At 72.8% G+C, this 17,066-nt stretch carries 17 protein-coding genes; 8 read left to right on the top strand and 9 right to left on the bottom strand.

The window, feature by feature from the left end:
- Positions 1-79 precede the first annotated feature (79 nt).
- A complete protein-coding gene (locus tag AB0G01_RS16345) occupies positions 80-1,432 on the bottom strand; it encodes a PLP-dependent aminotransferase family protein (RefSeq protein WP_360945731.1) in 1,353 nt (450 codons plus the stop codon).
- A gap of 46 nt (positions 1,433-1,478) precedes the next feature.
- On the opposite strand from AB0G01_RS16345, the gene AB0G01_RS16340 reads away from it, so the two are divergent.
- From AB0G01_RS16340 to hrpA, 3 genes are all read left to right on the top strand, one after another.
- Entirely contained in the window at positions 1,479-1,919 is a 441-nt protein-coding gene (locus tag AB0G01_RS16340) for a carboxymuconolactone decarboxylase family protein (protein WP_360945728.1), read from the top strand.
- Positions 1,916-2,656 (top strand): isocitrate lyase/phosphoenolpyruvate mutase family protein, encoded by a 741-nt coding sequence (locus tag AB0G01_RS16335; protein WP_360945725.1) that lies wholly within the window; start codon positions 1,916-1,918, stop codon positions 2,654-2,656. The genes AB0G01_RS16340 and AB0G01_RS16335 overlap by 4 nt, the downstream gene beginning before the upstream one ends.
- 67 nt (positions 2,657-2,723) lie before the next feature.
- Complete coding sequence (hrpA, locus tag AB0G01_RS16330; RefSeq protein ID WP_360945722.1) at positions 2,724-6,626, top strand: ATP-dependent RNA helicase HrpA; 3,903 nt, start codon at positions 2,724-2,726, stop codon at positions 6,624-6,626.
- Here the strand turns inward: hrpA and AB0G01_RS16325 are convergent.
- Together AB0G01_RS16325 and AB0G01_RS16320 are read right to left on the bottom strand one after the other, a co-directional pair.
- On the bottom strand, positions 6,598-7,347 hold the full coding sequence (locus AB0G01_RS16325) for a ferritin-like domain-containing protein (protein WP_360945719.1): 750 nt from the start codon (positions 7,345-7,347) through the stop codon (positions 6,598-6,600). The two genes, hrpA and AB0G01_RS16325, sit on opposite strands and share 29 nt — an antisense overlap.
- 103 nt (positions 7,348-7,450) lie before the next feature.
- The gene (locus AB0G01_RS16320; RefSeq protein ID WP_360945716.1) at positions 7,451-7,936 is read right to left on the bottom strand and encodes a MarR family transcriptional regulator; all 486 of its coding nucleotides are present in this window, start codon (positions 7,934-7,936) and stop codon (positions 7,451-7,453) included.
- Positions 7,937-8,158: 222 nt separating this feature from the next.
- On the opposite strand from AB0G01_RS16320, the gene AB0G01_RS16315 reads away from it, so the two are divergent.
- On the top strand, positions 8,159-8,509 hold the full coding sequence (locus tag AB0G01_RS16315; protein ID WP_360945713.1) for a methyltransferase domain-containing protein: 351 nt from the start codon (positions 8,159-8,161) through the stop codon (positions 8,507-8,509).
- Between the two features lie 872 nt (positions 8,510-9,381).
- The gene (locus AB0G01_RS16310) at positions 9,382-9,921 is read left to right on the top strand and encodes an EF-hand domain-containing protein (protein WP_360945710.1); all 540 of its coding nucleotides are present in this window, start codon (positions 9,382-9,384) and stop codon (positions 9,919-9,921) included.
- 146 nt (positions 9,922-10,067) lie between these two features.
- Here the strand turns inward: AB0G01_RS16310 and AB0G01_RS16305 are convergent, their stop codons facing one another.
- Positions 10,068-10,550: a hypothetical protein gene (locus AB0G01_RS16305; RefSeq protein ID WP_360945707.1), complete on the bottom strand. Its 483-nt coding sequence runs from the start codon at positions 10,548-10,550 to the stop codon at positions 10,068-10,070.
- A gap of 83 nt (positions 10,551-10,633) precedes the next feature.
- Here AB0G01_RS16305 and AB0G01_RS16300 point away from each other — a divergent pair, with 83 nt between their 5' ends.
- The 3 genes from AB0G01_RS16300 to AB0G01_RS16290 are packed head-to-tail and all read left to right on the top strand — an operon-like array spanning position 10,634 to position 12,452.
- Positions 10,634-11,002 (top strand): isocitrate/isopropylmalate family dehydrogenase, encoded by a 369-nt coding sequence (locus tag AB0G01_RS16300; RefSeq protein WP_360945704.1) that lies wholly within the window; start codon positions 10,634-10,636, stop codon positions 11,000-11,002.
- Positions 10,999-11,628 carry a cysteine hydrolase gene (locus AB0G01_RS16295; protein ID WP_360945701.1) on the top strand — a complete coding sequence of 210 codons (630 nt, stop codon included), beginning with the start codon at positions 10,999-11,001 and terminating at the stop codon, positions 11,626-11,628. Before AB0G01_RS16300 ends, AB0G01_RS16295 begins: the two co-directional genes overlap by 4 nt.
- Entirely contained in the window at positions 11,604-12,452 is an 849-nt protein-coding gene (locus tag AB0G01_RS16290) for an SAM-dependent methyltransferase (protein ID WP_360945698.1), read from the top strand. The genes AB0G01_RS16295 and AB0G01_RS16290 overlap by 25 nt, the downstream gene beginning before the upstream one ends.
- A gap of 45 nt (positions 12,453-12,497) precedes the next feature.
- On the opposite strand, the gene AB0G01_RS16285 is transcribed toward AB0G01_RS16290, so the two are convergent.
- The 5 genes from AB0G01_RS16285 to AB0G01_RS16265 all read right to left on the bottom strand — a co-directional run bounded on the left by AB0G01_RS16285 (position 12,498) and on the right by AB0G01_RS16265 (position 17,064).
- Positions 12,498-12,977, bottom strand: coding sequence for a nuclear transport factor 2 family protein (locus AB0G01_RS16285; protein WP_360945695.1), 480 nt, complete (start codon positions 12,975-12,977; stop codon positions 12,498-12,500).
- 225 nt (positions 12,978-13,202) lie between these two features.
- Entirely contained in the window at positions 13,203-13,889 is a 687-nt protein-coding gene (locus AB0G01_RS16280) for a trypsin-like serine protease (protein ID WP_360945692.1), read from the bottom strand.
- Positions 13,890-14,016: 127 nt separating this feature from the next.
- Positions 14,017-14,679, bottom strand: a complete 663-nt coding sequence (locus AB0G01_RS16275) for an FHA domain-containing protein (protein ID WP_360945689.1) — start codon at positions 14,677-14,679, stop codon at positions 14,017-14,019.
- On the bottom strand, positions 14,676-15,959 hold the full coding sequence (locus tag AB0G01_RS16270; RefSeq protein ID WP_360945686.1) for a VWA domain-containing protein: 1,284 nt from the start codon (positions 15,957-15,959) through the stop codon (positions 14,676-14,678). Before AB0G01_RS16270 ends, AB0G01_RS16275 begins: the two co-directional genes overlap by 4 nt.
- Positions 15,949-17,064 carry a PP2C family serine/threonine-protein phosphatase gene (locus AB0G01_RS16265; RefSeq protein ID WP_360945683.1) on the bottom strand — a complete coding sequence of 372 codons (1,116 nt, stop codon included), beginning with the start codon at positions 17,062-17,064 and terminating at the stop codon, positions 15,949-15,951. Before AB0G01_RS16265 ends, AB0G01_RS16270 begins: the two co-directional genes overlap by 11 nt.
- Between the last annotated feature and the right edge of the window lie 2 nt (positions 17,065-17,066).

Raw genomic sequence — 17,066 nt, 5'->3', positions numbered from 1 at the left:
CACCTCACCAGTCCCTCGGGATTTCGGTATCCGCTGGATGGCGGTTTGTGGTTGGGGCGAAGAGGGGTGTTGCGGGGGTTCAGGTCCGGAGCACCCGCGCCAAGGCCCGCAGGGCGGGCCGGTAGGCGTGTTCGGCGGGGGTGCCGTAGCCGATGATCAGGCCCTGCGGGGCGGTGGGGTCGGGGTGGTGGCGGTGGTCGCCCAGCCGGCCGAAGGCGAGGCCGTGCCCGGTCGCGGCGGCGGTCGCGGCGGCTTCGTCGGGGTGGTGCACCAGGGCGTGCAGGCCGGCGGACACGCCGTGCGGGGTGTGTCCGCGCAGGCAGTCGACGAGCAGGTCGCGGCGTCGGCGGTAGCGCAGGCGGCCGGCCCGGATGTGGCGGTCGTAGCCGTGGCGGGTGATCAGGTCGGCGAGGGTGAGCTGGCCCAGCGCCTCGGTCTGGTGGTCGGCGTGCCGCTTCGCGTCGGCGACGGGGTCGACCAGCCGGGGCGGCAGGACCAGCCAGCCGAGCCGGACGCCGGGGCCGAGGGTCTTGGACGCGCTGCCGGCGTAGACGACGTGGTCGGGGGCGGTGCCCTGGACCGCGCCGACGGGTTGGCGGTCGTAGCGGTACTCGCCGTCGTAGTCGTCCTCGACGACGATCGCGCCGGTGGTCCGCGCCCAGGTCACGAGGGCGTGCCGGCGTGCGGGGTGCAGGGTGACGCCGGTGGGGTACTGGTGGGCGGGTGTGACGACGGCGGCGGCGACGTCGGGGAACGAGTGCGCGCCGTGGCCGTCGACCGGCAGCGGCACGACGTGGCGGCCGGCGCGGCGCACGACGTCGCGGTGGAACGCCAGGCCGGGGTCTTCCATCGCGATCGGGCCGTCGAGCACGCCCGCGAGCAGCGCGAGTCCTTGCACGTACCCGGCGGTGACGACGATGTGCGCGGGGTCGGCCTGGACGCCGCGGGTGCGTCCGAGGTACTCGGCGAGGGCGCGGCGCAGTTCGATCCGGCCGCGCGGGTCGGTGTAGCCGTGGACCTCGGCGGGTGCGGAGGTGAGGGCGCGGCGGGCGGAGCGCAGCCAGTCGGCGGTGGGGAAGGTGGTGACGTCGGGGCTGCCGGGTCGCAGGTCGTAGCGCGGGGTGGTGTCGTCGGGGCCGGTCACGGGGGTGGTGGTGCGGGGTCGGCTCAGCGGTGCGACCCGGGTTCCCGCGCCGCGCCGGGCGGTGAGGTAGCCCTCGGCGACGAGTTGTCCGTAGGCGGCGGCGACGGTGTTGCGGGCCAGGCCGAGTTCGACGGCGAGCCGGCGGGTGGCGGGCAGTCGGGCGTCGGGGGTGAGCCGTCCGGTGCGGATGGCGTCGCGGAGCGCGTGCTCCAGTCCGGTGCGGCGGCCGGTGGTCGGGTCGAGGTCGAGGTGGAGGTCCACGCCGAGGTTGGCCCACTGTTCTGTCACGGGTTTGGACCTTAACGAGGTGCCAACGGCTTCGTAGGGTGCGGGCATGACGATCCGACTGTCGGTGGCGGACCTGACGCCGACGACGCTGGAGGCGATGTACGGCCTCTCGAACGCGTCGAAGAAGAACTCGCTGGACCCGAGGTTGCAGGAACTGGTGCAGGTGCGGGTCTCCCAGGTCAACGGCTGCGCCTACTGCGTGGACCTGCACACCGGCCGGGCGCGGGCGGCCGAGGAGGACCAGCGGCGGCTGGACCTGCTGCCGGTGTGGCGGGAGGCACCCGGTTTCAGCGACCGGGAGCGGGCCGCGCTCGCGCTGGCCGAGGCGGTGACGAACCTGTCCGCCGGGGTGCCCGACGAGGTGTGGGAGGCGGCGGCGGGGTGGTTCGACGAGCGGGAGCTGGCCGAGCTGCTGTGGGTGGTGGCCACGGTCAACACCTGGAACCGGGTGGTCGCCACCACCCGCGCCTGGGAGGTGGCCCGGTGAACCGCGCCGCACTCGCCGCCGCGCTGCGCGCCCTGCACGTGCCGGGTGATCCGGTGGTGCTGCCCAACGTGTGGGACGCGGTGTCCGCGCGGGTGGTCGCCGCCGCGTTCCCGGCCGTGGCCACGGCCAGCGCGGCGGTCTCCGCGTCGTTGGGCCACCCGGACGGCGAGGGGGTGCCGGTCGACGAGGCGTTCGCCGCGGTGGCCCGGGTGGTGCGCGCGGTGGACGTGCCGGTCACCGCCGACGTGGAGCGCGGCTACGGGCTGCCGCCCGCCGAGATCGCCGCGCGGGTGGCGGACGCGGGGGCGGTGGGCTGCAACCTGGAGGACTCCGACCCGGCGAGCGGTGTGCTGGTGCCGGTGGCCGAGCAGGTGGAGTTCCTGGGGGCGGTGCGCGCGGCGGACCCGGACCTGGTGCTCAACGCGCGGGTGGACGTGTTCCTGCGTCCCGGTGGCTCGTTCGAGGACGGGGTGGCGCGCGGCCGGGCCTACCTCGCGGCGGGCGCGGACTGCGTGTACCCGATCGGGCTGGCCGGCGACGGGATCGCCGAGTACTGCCGGGCGGTGGGGGGCCCGGTGAACGTCGGGCACGGTCCCGGTGGTCCCGCGCCGGGCGGGCTGGGTGCGCTCGGGGTGGCGCGGGTGAGCTTCGGGCCGGGTCTGCAACGCCTGCTCACCGCCCGGTTGGAGGTGCTGGTGGCGGCCATCCGGGAGGGTGCTTCGCCCTACGAGCCGTGACGTGCGCCGCGGGCGGGCGGATATTCGGCGGCCCCGCGCGCGGCGCACCACTATTCTGGTCGGCAGCATGAACACCACCGCGCACTCCGACCTGCACCGACGCCTGTCCGACCTGATGTCCGGGGACCAGCGGCGGCTGGGCCGTCGGCTCGACGGGGCGCGCAGGGTCCGCGACGAGCAGGCCCGCGCCGCCGTCCACGCCGAGATCGCCGCCGAGATCGAGCAGGCCGAGCTGCGGGTCGCCCTGCGCCGCGACGCCGTGCCCAAGATCACCTATCCGGGTGAGCTGCCGGTCAGCGCGCGCAAGGACGACATCGCCGCGCTGATCCGCGACCACCAGGTGGTGATCGTCGCGGGCGAGACCGGGTCGGGCAAGACGACCCAGCTACCCAAGATCTGCCTGGAGCTCGGCCGGGGCGTGCTGGGCCAGATCGGGCACACCCAGCCGCGCCGGCTGGCGGCCCGCACGGTCGCCGAGCGGGTGGCCCAGGAGCTGGGCACCGAGGTGGGCCAGGCGGTGGGCTACAAGGTCCGGTTCACCGACCACTCCGGTGACGGCACGCTGGTCAAGCTGATGACCGACGGCATCCTGCTGGCCGAGATCCAGACCGACCGGACGCTGTCGCGCTACGACACGATCATCATCGACGAGGCGCACGAGCGCAGCCTCAACGTCGACTTCCTGCTCGGCTACCTCAAGCAGCTACTGCCCCGCCGGCCGGACCTCAAGGTCGTCATCACCTCGGCCACCATCGACCCGGAGCGGTTCTCCCGGCACTTCTCCGACGCGCCGATCATCGAGGTCTCCGGCCGGACGTACCCGGTCGAGGTGCGCTACCGGCCGATCGTGGACCCCGACGACCCGGAGGCCGACCCGGACCGGGACCAGACCCAGGCGGTCTGCGACGCGGTCCGCGAGCTGCAAGCCGAGGGCCCCGGTGACGTGCTGGTGTTCCTCTCCGGCGAGCGGGAGATCCGCGACACCGCCGACGCGCTGGCCGCGTCGGGTCTGCCGGACACCGAGATCCTGCCGCTGTACGCGCGGTTGTCCTTCGGCGAGCAGCACCGGGTGTTCCAGGCGCACCGGGGTCGCCGCGTCGTGCTGGCCACCAACGTCGCGGAGACGTCGCTGACCGTGCCCGGCATCAAGTACGTGGTCGACCCGGGCACCGCGCGCATCTCCCGCTACAGCAACCGGCTCAAGGTGCAGCGGCTGCCCATCGAGCCGATCTCGCAGGCGTCGGCCAACCAGCGCAAGGGCCGCTGCGGGCGGGTGTCGGCGGGCATCTGCGTCCGCCTCTACAGCGAGGACTCCTTCGACGCCCGGCCGGAGTTCACCGACCCGGAGATCCTGCGCACCAACCTGGCGTCGGTGATCCTCCAGATGACCGCGATCGGGCTGGGCGACATCGCCGCGTTCCCGTTCATCGACCCGCCCGAGGCGCGCAACATCAACGACGGCGTGCAACTGCTCGAAGAGCTGGGCGCGATCGTGGCCGCCGAGCAGGAGCTCACCCCGCTGGGCCGCAAGCTGGCCCAGTTGCCGGTCGACCCGCGACTGGCCCGGATGGTGATCGAGGCCGACCGCAACGGGTGCGTCCGCGAGGTGATGGTGATCGCCTCCGCGCTGTCCATCCAGGACCCGCGCGAGCGCCCGTCGGACAAGCAGCAGGCCGCCGACGAGCAGCACGCCCGGTTCAAGGACCCCGACTCGGACTTCGTGGCCTACCTCAACCTGTGGCAGTACCTGCGCGAGCAGCAGAAGGCGCTCTCGTCCAACCAGTTCCGCAGGCTGTGCCGGGCGGAGTTCCTGAACTACCTGCGGGTGCGGGAGTGGCAGGACATCTACTCCCAGTTGCGGCAGGTCGCGAAGACCCTCGGCGTGCACGTCAACGAGCAGCCCGCCGAGCCGCGCAACGTGCACCTCTCGCTGCTGTCCGGGCTGCTGTCCCACGTCGGGCTCAAGGACGTGGTCAAGCGCGACGCGGGCAAGCGGCAGTCCACCGAGTACCTGGGCGCGCGCAGCGCCAAGTTCGCGATCTTCCCCGGGTCGGCGCTGTTCCGGAAGCCGCCGCAGTGGGTGATGGCCGCCGAGCTGGTCGAGACCTCCCGGCTGTGGGGCCGGATCGTGGCCCGGATCGAACCGGAGTGGGTCGAGGGCCTCGCCGGGCACCTGGTCAAGCGCACCTACAGCGAGCCGCACTGGGAGCTCAAGCGCGGCGCGGTGGTGGCGCTGGAGAGGGTGACGCTCTACGGCGTGCCGATCGTCGCGGCGCGCAAGGTCGACTACGGGCGGATCGACCCCGAGCTGTGCCGCGAGCTGTTCATCCGGCACGCCCTGGTGCAGGGGGAGTGGACCACCCACCACCGGTTCTTCCACCACAACCGGGCGCTGCTCGACGAGGTCGCCGAGCTGGAGAACCGGGCGCGCCGCCGCGACATCGTGGTGGACGACGACACCCTGTTCGAGTTCTACGACCGGCGGGTCGGCGCGGACGTGGTGTCCACCCGGCACTTCGACACCTGGTGGAAGAAGACCCGGCACGCACAACCCGACCTGCTCACCTTCGACAAGGGGATGCTGGTCAACGACCGGGCCGAGGTGAGCCCCGACGCCTACCCCGACGAGCTGACCCGGGGCGGCGTGGCGCTGCCGCTGACCTACCGGTTCGAGCCCGGCGCGGCCGTGGACGGGGTGACCGTGCGGCTGCCGCTGCCCGCCCTGACCACCGTGCCCGACGACGCGCTCTCCTGGCAGGTGCCGGGGTTGCGCACGGAACTCGTGGTGGCGCTGATCCGGTCGCTGCCCAAGCCGGTGCGGCGCAACTTCGTGCCGGTGCCGGACGTGGCCGCCGCCGCGCTGTCGCGCATCGACCCCGACGAGCCGCTGCTGCCCGCGCTGGAACGGGAGCTGCGCGCGCTGACCGGCGTGGTCGTGCCGCGCGAGGAGTGGCAGCTCGACCAGGTGCCCGAGCACCTCAAGCTCACCTTCCAGGTGGTGGACGAGGACAACCGGGAACTCGCGCAGGGCAAGGACCTCGCCGCGCTCAAGCAGCAGTTGCGCGGGCGGCTGCGGGAGACCCTCGCCGCGGCGGCGGCCAACCTCGCCCGCACCGGGTTGACCACCTGGGACCTCGACGAGCTGCCCCGGACCGTGCAGCGCCGGCAGTCCGGGATCGTCGTCACCGCCTACCCGGCGCTGGTCGACCAGGGCGACAGCGTCGCGGTGGAGATCCTGGACACCCCCGGCCGGCAGGAGGCGGCGATGCGCCGGGGCACCCGCCGGCTGCTGCTGCTGGCCGTGCCGTCGCCGGTGAAGCTGCTCCAGCGCGGCCTGAGCAACGCCGAGAAGCTCACCCTCACCCGCAACCCGCACGGCGGCGTCGCCCCGCTGCTCGCCGACTGCATCGCCGCCGCCGTCGACCACCTGGTCACCTCGGCCGGCGGGCCCGCGTGGAACGCCAAGGGCTTCACCCGGCTCACCGAGTACGTGCGCAAGTACCTGGGGGAGACGGTCTTCGAGGTCGTCCGCGAGGTCCGCAACGTGCTCGACGCCGCCCAGGACGTCGAGCTGAGCCTGGCCGGGGTGCGCGGCGCGGTCTACGAGGACTCCGTGGCCGACATCCGGGCCCAGCTCGCCGGCCTGGTGCACGACGGGTTCGTCACGGCGGCGGGCGCGGCGCGGTTGTCCGACATCCACCGCTACCTCCAGGGGATCGCGCGGCGGGTGGCGAAGCTGCCCGAGAACGTGCGCCGCGACCGGGACTGGATGGACCGCGTCCACCAGGTCCACGCCGAGTACCGCGACCTGCGGGCGCGACTACCCGCCGACGAGCCGCACCCCGAGCTGGACGAGGTGCGGTGGATGATCGAGGAGCTGCGGCTGAGCTACTTCGCCCAGACCATCCCCACTCGCGGCACGGTGTCGGACAAGCGGGTGTTCAAGGCGCTCGACGCGGTGCCCCGCTGACGGTCCCGCCCGGCTTGGCGGGGCGGCGGGGCAGCAGGTCGTCGCGGTGGTCGCGGGTCGCGGCGACGGCGGCCTTGAACAGGCCCGCCACCTCCACGGCGAACCCGCGCCGGGTCACGCCGAGGCTGCGCAGCGCGGGACCGTGGTCCCAGCACACCGCCGCCAGCGCCCCGCCCAGCAGCACCCACCAGACGCCGTGCACCGGGCGGGGGAGCTCCCCGCGCAACCGCAGGCAGTGGAACGGCACGTGGCGGCGCTCGTCGGCCAGGATGCGCCCGGCGACGTCGGACACCAGCGGGTCGGCGGTCCCGTCGCGCAACGCCCGGTAGTAGCCGAGCGCGACGACCTCCGCGATCAGCAGCACCATCAGCTCCAGCCGCAGCCCCAAGGCCCGCCGCAGCCGCACGAACACCGCGTCGCTCCAGTGGCCGTCGATGGTCTCCGCACCGGCCGACCGCAGCAGCAGCGCCAACATCCGGGCGTGGTTGCGCTCCTCGGCGACGAACATCCGCACCGCCGCCGCGTACTCGCCGTCACCGGCCCGGGTCGCCTTGGCGATCAGGTTCGCCCCGTCGCCCGCCTCCCCGACCTGGAACCGCTGCACACCGGCCACCACGGCCGGCGGCAGCACCGCTCCCCGCGCGAAATCCGGGTCGCCGGTCTCGCGCCGCCGGCGCTCCTGGTCCTCGAAGTCCCGCACCCATTCGGTGAACGCGTTCACGTTCGCTCCTCTCGTCCTGTTGTGGGGACGGGTGGAGCCGGCGGGACGTTGCCGTGCGCCCTGTGGAGATCAGGTGGAGGTTCTGTGTTCGGGTCGGTGGCCGCTACTCGAACCGTTCGAGCAGCACCCGCAGCGCGTCCGCCAGCGTTTCCCGCGACGAGGGGTCCAACGGCTCCAGCACCGTCGCGCAGCGCGCCATGTGCGCGGCCAGCATCGAATCCACCAGCGCCCGCCCCTCGTCGGTCAGCCGGACCCGCACCACCCGCCGGTCCTCGGTGTCCGGCACCCGCCGCACCAGTCCCTTGGTCGCCATCCGGTCGAGGCGGTTGGTGATCGCACCCGCCGTGACCAGCGCGTCATCGAGGAACGCGCCCGCGGTCAGCCCGTGTTCACCGCCCGCGCGCCGCAGGGCGGTGAGCACCTCGAACTCGCCCGGTTCCAGGTCGAAGTGCGCCAGGAACTCCTTGACCTCCCGCTCCACCAGCCGCGACAGCCGGGCCACCCGCCCCAGGACGGCCACCGGGGACGTGTCCACGTCCGGCCGTTCCACCCGCCACTGCGCCAACACCAGATCGACCGCGTCGCCCACCGCGAAACCCCTCCCCGTGGCCCCAACATTCGACGTCGAATGGGATCGGCACGGTGAGTTTCGCACGAAACTACCACCGGACCGACACCGGCCTCCCCGTCCGCGCCAGCGCGAAAACCCATTCGGACGCCCACCCATGCTCCAATCAGAAGGGTCCACGCGGGCCGTTTTCCCGCAGATGGTGCGCCCGCCGACGCGACTACGACGTTCGGCGTGGGACAAATGGAGGCATTCGGCCGAATACCGGTCGACAAGATGTGGGATTCACCACTGAAAGGCGCAGCCGGGCCGACCGTCCAGCCGAGTACCGCACGTTTGCGGGTTAGCCGCCGCAGCCGACCGGGGCGCGCTGGTGACAGCGGTGGATGCCGAGCCGGGCATGGTCGCGGGGCGGCCTCCCGGACAGCGCCCGGAGTCGACGTGTGGGTGTCCGCCCTGCCCGATCTCCCGTTCGCCGACGAGTCTTTCGACGCGGTGGTGGGCAACTTCGTCTTCAACCACGTCGGACAACCCCGCGCGGCGGTGACCGAACTGCGCCGCGTCACCAGCAGGGGCGGGCGCGTCGCCCGCTGACCCCCGCCGCCCTGATCGCACCTGGGCGGGCATGAACACGGCGATCCACACCGCCTGCGCTATCGAAAAGCCCAGAGGGGCCGCTGTCGGTTCGCCGATGACCTGACGATTCAGCACGTGGCGGTGAATGTGGCGGATTCTCAACGAAGGTGGCGGGGCAGGATCACGCGACATGGTGGCTCGTCACCACCCTGCCCGGACTGGGGCGGAAGATCACTTCGGAGTTCACCTGGCGATGTGGTCGGTTGCACGTTCGGGAGCGGCGCGCGTGGAGGTGGAAGAGTCTGCCTCCTCGGTACCCGGATATGGCGCGGGATGTACGTGGTGGTCGTCGCGCCCTGGGGAGTGAACATGACAGCTACCGCCTGAAGATCGACAACCACCGGAGATCGGTCGGGCAAGTACCGACCCGGTCGGCGAAAACAGTGCCAGAATGCATCGACGGCTTGATGAAATAAATGACAGAATGCCGTGCGCGAAACGGCGACAGTCGAACTGTCCGATGCCGGTGGGCCGGACTCCGGCCCTGCCTGCCACTCGACGCTCGGACAACCGCCCGATCGACCCGACCCGACCTGGGCTCGACGCCCCACGGCCGCCGCTGTAGCCGCCGCCTCCTGGTCGGGTGCTCCTGACTCGCTGTGCCCTCTGCCGCGCCGACCTGCCACGGCAACCCCCAACGGGTGACGACAGCCGTACAGCGGATAGCTTCACATAACGTCCGGTAATTCACACTTTTCAGTGAACACGCGAATCCTTCGGCCAAACGGGCATGGCCTTCGACATCATGGGAAGTCTGGCACCGTACACGGCGACGGGACAACGGCGACATTTCAGTCGACGTCGCGTCGCCAATGGAGGAGAGAAGGAACATGAATCATCCGCAGGCTGCGCTGGGTCGGGTCGATCTCATCTTCAAGTTGTTCGACGCCAACGACTCCGGTGCGATCGACGCGCATGACTTCGAGGTCATGGCGCGCCGGGTGGTCGAGGCGGCACCGCAGTCCGACGCGAAGGCGAAGGAAGCGCTGACCGCGGCGTTCCACCGCTATTGGAAGACGCTGGCCGAGGAGTTGGACGACGACCGCAACGGCCGCATCAACCGGGAGGAGTTCGAGGACAGCGTGCTGTCCCCGGAGCGGTTCGAGTCCACGATCGACGACTTCGCCCGGTCGTTGGCCCGGTTGGGCGACCCGGACGGTGACGGCCTGATCGAGCGGCCGGTGTTCACCGCGCTGATGTCGGCCATCGGGTTCGAGCGGCAGAACATCGACACGCTCTTCGACGCCCTGGAGCCCGACCGGACCGGCCGGATCTCCGTGTCGAACTGGGTGGACGGCATCAAGGACTTCTACCGACCGGACGCGGCCGGCATCCCGGGCGACCACCTGGTGTCGAGCGTCGCCGGATGACAGCGGACATCGGGCTCGCCGTGGGACGGGGCACGGGTCCCGAACTCGCGGCCGTCTTCGAACGGGTGGTGGACCGGCTCGGCCGGTTGCACGGCGTCGAGCCGGCCATCACCCGCTCGCCCCGGGTCTACCACTCCTACCACTCGTTACGCGCCGAGGCCGGTGGGATCGCGGACATGCGTCGGCTCACCGGGGACGACGCCGGGCACTACGAGCGGTTCTGCCGGGCTTCGGCCCGGCGGGGTACCACCGCGGTGTTCCGCACGGCAGTCAACGCGCAGTCGCTCTACCTGGTCAGGCAACGCCTGCGGGCGGTGAAGGTCGACGTGCTCTCGGCACCGGGGTCGTCGCCCGACGCGGCGCTGCTGCTCGTCCGGGACGAGGCCCAGGGCTTCTACACCGGCGAGAACCGGCACACGCCGGGGGTGCTCACCCGGACGATGCAGTTCAGCCAGGAGATCACCGACGCCGTCATCACCCACGCCCTGGCACGAGGCCGGCAGCAGTGGCCGGACGGCGGTCCCGACCGGATCGTCATGGCCTACAAGCACCACCTGCTCGACGGTGCCCTCGACGACTGGGTGCACATCGCGGCCGAACACCACCGCGTGCGGATCGAGCTGAGCCAACCCGACACCGTGAACAGGAACCTGATCCAGCACGGGTTGCCGAGGCGGACGGTCGTCGTGGCCGGCAACGAGTGGGCGACATCATGCACGTCGTCCTGCTGGACCGCTACGGCGCGGACAGGCAGGAGAACCGCTGCACCGAGAACGTCTACCTGCACCCCGACCTGGCCGGGCTGGTGGAGTACCAGACCGTGCACGGCTCCGCCGACGACTTGGCCGGTCGCGACACCGTCAACCCGACGGCCACCGTGCGGGCCGCGGCGGTCATCGTCGAACGGCACTGCGGCGGCACGGGCGCGATCGAGTCGACCGAACGCGCGCTCACCGCCGTGACCGAACGCGGCGTGCGCACGCCCGACCTCGGGGGCGAGCACTCGACCACCGCCGTGGTCGACGCGCTGCTCACCGAGCTCCCGCGCCGGCGGTCGGCGAGGCTGGAGGTCGGTTCGTGACCCGGACGGCGTTGATCGTCGTGGACGTGCAGAACGACTTCTGCACCGGACCGGTCGCCACAGCCCGGTACCGCCAGGACCCCGCACGCCTCGACTCGGTGACGACCAACGCCGCCCGCGCGGTCGAACTGGCCCGGGATCGCGGCGTCGAGGTGGTGTTCGTCCGCTTCGTCGGCGACGTCGAGCACCAGGGCCCTGGCTGGCGCAGGCGCAACGAACGTGACGGCCGGACACCGACCTGCCTCGAAGGCACCTGGGGCGCGGAGTTCCACAAGGTGGCACCGAAGCGGGGAGAGGTCGTGGTCACCAAGCACGCGTGCTTCGACGCGTTCCTCGCCGCCGGTTTCGAGCAACACCTGCTGGAACGCGGCATCGGGCACCTGGTGTTCGCCGGGGTGTACGCGGACGTGTGCGTGGACTCGACCGCCCGCACCGCCTTCCAGAAGGGCTGGCACATCACGCTGTTGGTCGACTGCACCACCAGCCTGCTGCAACGTGACGAGGACACCGTGCGGTTCATGACCGAGCTGTACGGGGCCCGCACCACCACCCACGACCGCCTCGACACCTGGTGCGATCCGCTCGGACGAGAGGACGAACGGTGCTCGGTGACGGCGTCGCGCTGACCGCCCTGATGGTCGCGGCGGCCCGCGCGATCGAGACCCACCGCCCGGACTCCCTGGCCCGCGACGACTACGCCGAGCACTTCGTGCGAGCCGCACCCGCGTCCGCCGACTGGCCCGTGCACCCGCGCGACGTCCCGGACGGCGACGCGAACCCCCTGTGGGGCAGGCTCGCCCGCTACTTCGGGTTGCGCACCAGGATGTTGGACGACGTCGTGCTCGCCGCGGGCAACCGCCAGGCCGTGCTGCTGGGTGCCGGTCTGGACACCAGGGCGTTCCGCCTGGACCGGCCACCGGACTCCGTCGTCTTCGAACTCGACCGGGCCCCCGTGCTGGCCTTCAAGCAACAGGTCCTGGACAGCCTCGGCGCGCATCCCCGCGCCACCCGCCACGCGGTGATCGCGGACCTCCGCGACGACTGGGCGCGACTGCTGCCCGCGTTCCGACCGGACGAACCCACGACCTGGCTGGCCGAGGGCCTGTTGCTGTACCTGCCCGGAGACGTCGAGCGCCGACTGATCGACACCGCGGACCGCCTGTCCGCACCCGGCAGCACGCTGGCCTACGAGGTCAAACCGGTCCGGGAAGATCCTGCGGTGCGCGACAACCCCGTCTACGCCTCGACCAAGGCCCAGACCGGCATCGACCTGCTCGCCCTGTTCGACCACGAACCCCGCCCCGACTCGGCCGCCACCCTCACCGCCCGTGGCTGGAACACCCGGGTCCACACCCCGTTCGAATTCACCCGCCGGTACGGGCGCGGACCACTCCCCGAACCCCACGACGCGCTGGCCGCCAACCGCTGGGTCACCGCCACGAAGACCTGACCCGACGAACCCCGGGCGGGAGACCAGGACGTGTGAGACGCCGGGCTAGTCGGCCGGCGGCTCGGGCACCCAGTTCGGCAGCGGGCCCACCTCGAACGGCCGGTGCACGGTCCGCCGGGCGATCCGCCACCGGCCGTCGTGCCGGCGGTACTGGTCGAGGTACGTTCCGCCGCCGGTCACCCACGTGCCGTCGGCCAGTCGGACGTGCACGATCACGTCGCTGCGGCCGGTCGCGGTGCCTTCCGCCGCGCCGTCGAGGTCGACCACGTGGTTGACCGTGCCGTGCTGCATGACCGGGTACGCCCGCCACTGCCACCGGACCGCCGCGCAGATGGCGTCCGTGCCGCTGAAGACGCGCTCTGGTGCGGAGCCGGTCGCCCACACCGCGTCCGGCGTCCACACCGCGCGCCACAGCTCCAGGTCGCGGTGGTCGGCGGCCACGCAGTACTCGGACACCAGCCTGCGCAACGCCAACTCGGCCTCGACCCGTTCCAGCCGGGCGATGATGTCGTGATCGTCGCTCATGCCGACCACTCTGCCCGGTCCAGCCGTCCGGATCGCGCGCTACCGGATCGCGGTCAGGCGACCTTGGTCGGCGGCACCCGCACCGCCACGAACTCCGACCGGCGGTGCGGTGGACGATGGCGGGTAAGTTCGCCGCCGGCCGGTTCCCTGGTCGCCGGGTCGCCGCCTCCCGCCCGAAGGGTGCCGTGCGGGAGGGGAACCGCACGGCACCGGAGAACAGGGCGATCAGGTCGCCACCTGCGCGTCGATCCACGACCGGTGCTGGTGGGTGCCGGTGTAGGTGGTGGTGCCCGCGCACTCGGCGTTCCAGTCGCCCGCGCCGCGCGTCTCGCCCACCAACTGCCACTCGTCCTGGTACCAGAGCAGGGCCGGGCCGCCCGAATCGCCGTGGCACGCCGAGTGCTCCGCGTCGCCGGACACGCACACGTCCCGCGCTCCCGCGCCCGCGCACTGCGCGCGGTCCACCGCGGTCAGGTCGATCTCCTGCAACGTCGCCGGGGTCACGCAGTCCGGCCACGACGTGCAGCCCCACCCCAGCAGCCGCACCCGCGTGCCCGCACCGGGCACGCCCGGGAAGAGCGTCACCGGCAGGTGCGTCGACGGCCGGGAGAGCTTCATCATCGTCAGGTCCGTGCCCGACCGGGTCACCCTGCGGGCGATCCTGATCACCTCGCCGCCGGAGTCGGTGCGCGGCGACCCGATCCGGGCCGCGCCCGCCGGGCCGCAGTGCGCCGCCGTCACCAGCCACGACGGCGACACCAAGGCGGCACCGCACCCGTTGTCCAGCGCCACCATGAACGGGTAGGCGGCGGTCGACGCGCGACCCCCGATGATGCGCGGGTCCGCTGCGGCGCTGCCCGTCGACCCGAGCAGTGCCAGCAGCGCGATCAGCACCGACGCGGCGTTCCTCATACCCCTCAGGCTGGCAGCGCCGATGACCTGGGGAAACCCCGATCACCCCGTGGGGTCGCCCCGCGCCGGGAAATGACCTTCCCAGGTGAACGCCGGCCCGGTCGCGAGCACCGGACGGTCACCGCGGTTAGGCCGAGTGGTGCACCGTGATCGTCGTCCACGCCCCCACGTGGATGCGGTCGCCGTCGACCACCCGGCGGGGCTTGTTCGGCTTGAGCACCTCGTCCTCGCCGTTGACCGTGGTGCCGTTGGTCGACCCCAGGTCCACCACCGACCACTCGCCGTCGGCCACCACCAGCAGCGCGTGGCTGTGCGACACCCCGGGGTCCTCCGGCGGCCCCACCAGGTCCACGGTCGGGAAGACGCCCCGTGAGCGGCTGCGCCGCCCGATCGTCACCTGCGGTCCCACCAGGTCGAACCGGCGGGGCGGGCAGAACTCCGGGAACTCCACCGCCGCCGCGTCCGGTCCGCCCGCCGACACCACCCGCCGGTGGTACGCCCGGTCCGCCTCCACCGTCGCGTGCCACCGCGCCCCGGCCGGGGTGGCGACAGGAGCCGCGACAGGGACCGCCGGCGCGGCGGACACCGGGGCCAGCGAATCGTGCCCGCATTCCTCGCAGAACCGGCCCGACCGCGCCGAGCCGCAGGCACCGCACGTCTCCTCCACCGGCGTGGCAGGCGACGCGGCAGGGGCGGCGGCCGGCGTGCCCGCCTCGTCCAGCGGCGTGCCGCAGACGTCGCAGTAGTCGTCGGTGGCCGAGGCGTGGCCGGCCGGGCAGGTCGTCGTCACCGGTCCCTCCCGACCCGCTTGGTCATCGTCGACCGGGTGTCCAGGGTCATCTCGTCCACGTCCGCGACCCGCGCCCGCAGCTTCACCGTGCCGGTCGCCGGGTCCTGCACCTCCACGACCTTGGCCAGCAGCTTCGCGGTGCCGGTGTTGCCCGACTCGTGCGCCAGCCGCACCGCCCGCCCCAGCCGGGCCGTCGCGGTCTCCACGTCGCCGGACTTGCGCGCCTCCAGGCCCTCCTGGATCGCACCCGCCAGCTCGGCCTGCCCGGTGTAGTGCGCCACCTCCGGGCTGATCCGGGTGGACAGCGCCGAATCGTCGGTCCACACCGCCAGCACCCGGCCCTGGCCCAGCACGTCGCCGCCCGGACCCACCAGGCCCACCCGGCCCGCCAGCATCCGGTCGCCGACGTTGGCGGGCTTGACCTGGACGCACAGGTGGTAGTCGCGGCTCTCCACGCCGCTCCACGCCCCGGTCGGGTAGTCGCCGGTGCGCGGCGCGGCCTCCACCCGGCGGTCGGTCAGGTCGAGCAGGCCCGGTGACGCCTGCTTGAGGAACCTGACCCGCGCGCCCTCCGGCGTCCACAGCCGCAGCGACACGTCCGCCACCGCCTTGTCCATCGCCGTCGCCGTCATCGCCCGGAAGTCCTCGGCCAGCCCCTCCGGCTCGGCCACGATGTCCACCGTGCCCAGCAGCGCCTCGGAGATCCGGCGCAGCTCGGCCACCTGCCAGTCGGTGCCCACGCCCCGGCAGTCGACCGCGAACCGGCCCGAGACCTGGTCCAGCACCCTGGTCAACTGGTGCGGCGTCTCGTGCTGGTTCTGCCCGTCGGTCAGCAGGATCGCGTGCCGGGGCCCGCTGTCGTGCCCGGCGAACACCCGCTCGGCCAGCAGCAGCCACTGGCCCATCGCCGTGCCGCCGTCGGCTTGCAGCCGCGCCACCGCGCGCTTGGCCGCCGACCGGGTCGCCGCCGTCGCCTCCACCAGCCCCGGCGAGGCCGGGTAGACCATCGCGGCCTGGTCGGTGCCCCCGATCACGGCGAACTTCACCCCGTCGCGCAGGGTGTCCACGGCCGCCTCGGTGGCCCGCTTCGCGGCGGCCAGCTTGGTCGGCGGGTACCGCATCGACCCGGAGGTGTCCACGATGACCACCTGGGCGGCGTCGGGCGCGGCGGCCGAGGCCGCCTCGCCGGACGCCGACACGGTGAGGATGGCGTTCACCTCCGCCGCGCCCTCCGGCAGGAACTCGTTCTGGAACACCTCGACGGCGAACTCAAGCGCCATGCCCACCCCGCAGTTGAAGGACGACGACCGTGATGTTGTCGTGCCCACCGGATTTCAACGCGACCTCCACCAGCTCGCGCGCCACCTCGACCGGGGCGACCCCGCGCGGCAGCACGGCCAGCAGGTCCTCCGGTTCCGGCAGGTAGTTCCACAGCCCGTCGCTGCACAGCACCAGCAACCCCGGCGTCTCCACCCGGAAGGTCACCGCCTGCGGCGCGTCCAGCCCGGAGTCCGCGCCCAGCCACCGCGACAGCACGTGCGCGCGGCGGTCGGTGAGCGCCTCCTCCTCGGTCAGCACCCCTTCGGCGACCAGTTGCGCCGCCCAGGTGTCGTCCTTGGTCAGGCGCGCCGCGCCGGTCTCGCCCACCAGGTAGGCGCGCGAGTCGCCGACCCAGCCGACCGTCGCCACCTCGTCGGTCACCGCGGCGGAGACGAACGTGCACGACGGCGCGACCTCCTCCGCGCCGGGCCGGGCGAGCCGGCCCACCGCGCCGTCCGCGACCAGCACCGCGTCCGCCGTCGCCGCTTCCAGGTCACCGCCGGACTGCACGGCCGTCAGCAGCACGTCCAGCGCGACGTCCACCGCGAGCTGGGAGGCCTGCTCGGCGCGCTCCGAGGACGCCACGCCGTCGCACACCACCGCCGCCACCCCCCGGCCGCGAGCCCGCCCGAACGCCATCGAGTCCTCGTTGCGCTGCCGCCGCCGGCCCCGGTCGCTCACCCCGGCCAGGCCGGGCAGCACGAATTCCACCCGGTCGCGCACCGACGGGCGGGCCCGGCCGCACCGCCCGCAGTACCCGTCCGCGTCGACCTCCCCGCCGCAGCCGCACCCCGGGGCCGCCACCGCCTCCGGCCCGCCCAGCGGGGTCCGCTGGACCCGCAGGTTGCGACCGCACTCCTCGCAGAACCGGTCCTGCGCCGACACCGGGGACGCGCACGCCGGGCACGACTCCCGCGACAGGACCTCCCGGACCGGCACCCGCCCGACCGGGTTCCCCCCGAGCGGGAGCTCCCCGGAGAGGGCCTCCCCGGGCGAAATCCCCTCGGTCGGCAGTTCACCGGACATCGGCTCCAGCGGCATCGGTTCCAGCGGCGACGATTCCATGA

This window comes from Actinosynnema sp. NPDC023587 (assembly GCF_040640215.1).
GTDB lineage: Bacteria > Actinomycetota > Actinomycetes > Mycobacteriales > Pseudonocardiaceae > Actinosynnema.
The sequence above is the reverse complement of the archived record's forward strand: the minus strand, read 5'-3'. Positions and strand labels throughout refer to the sequence as shown.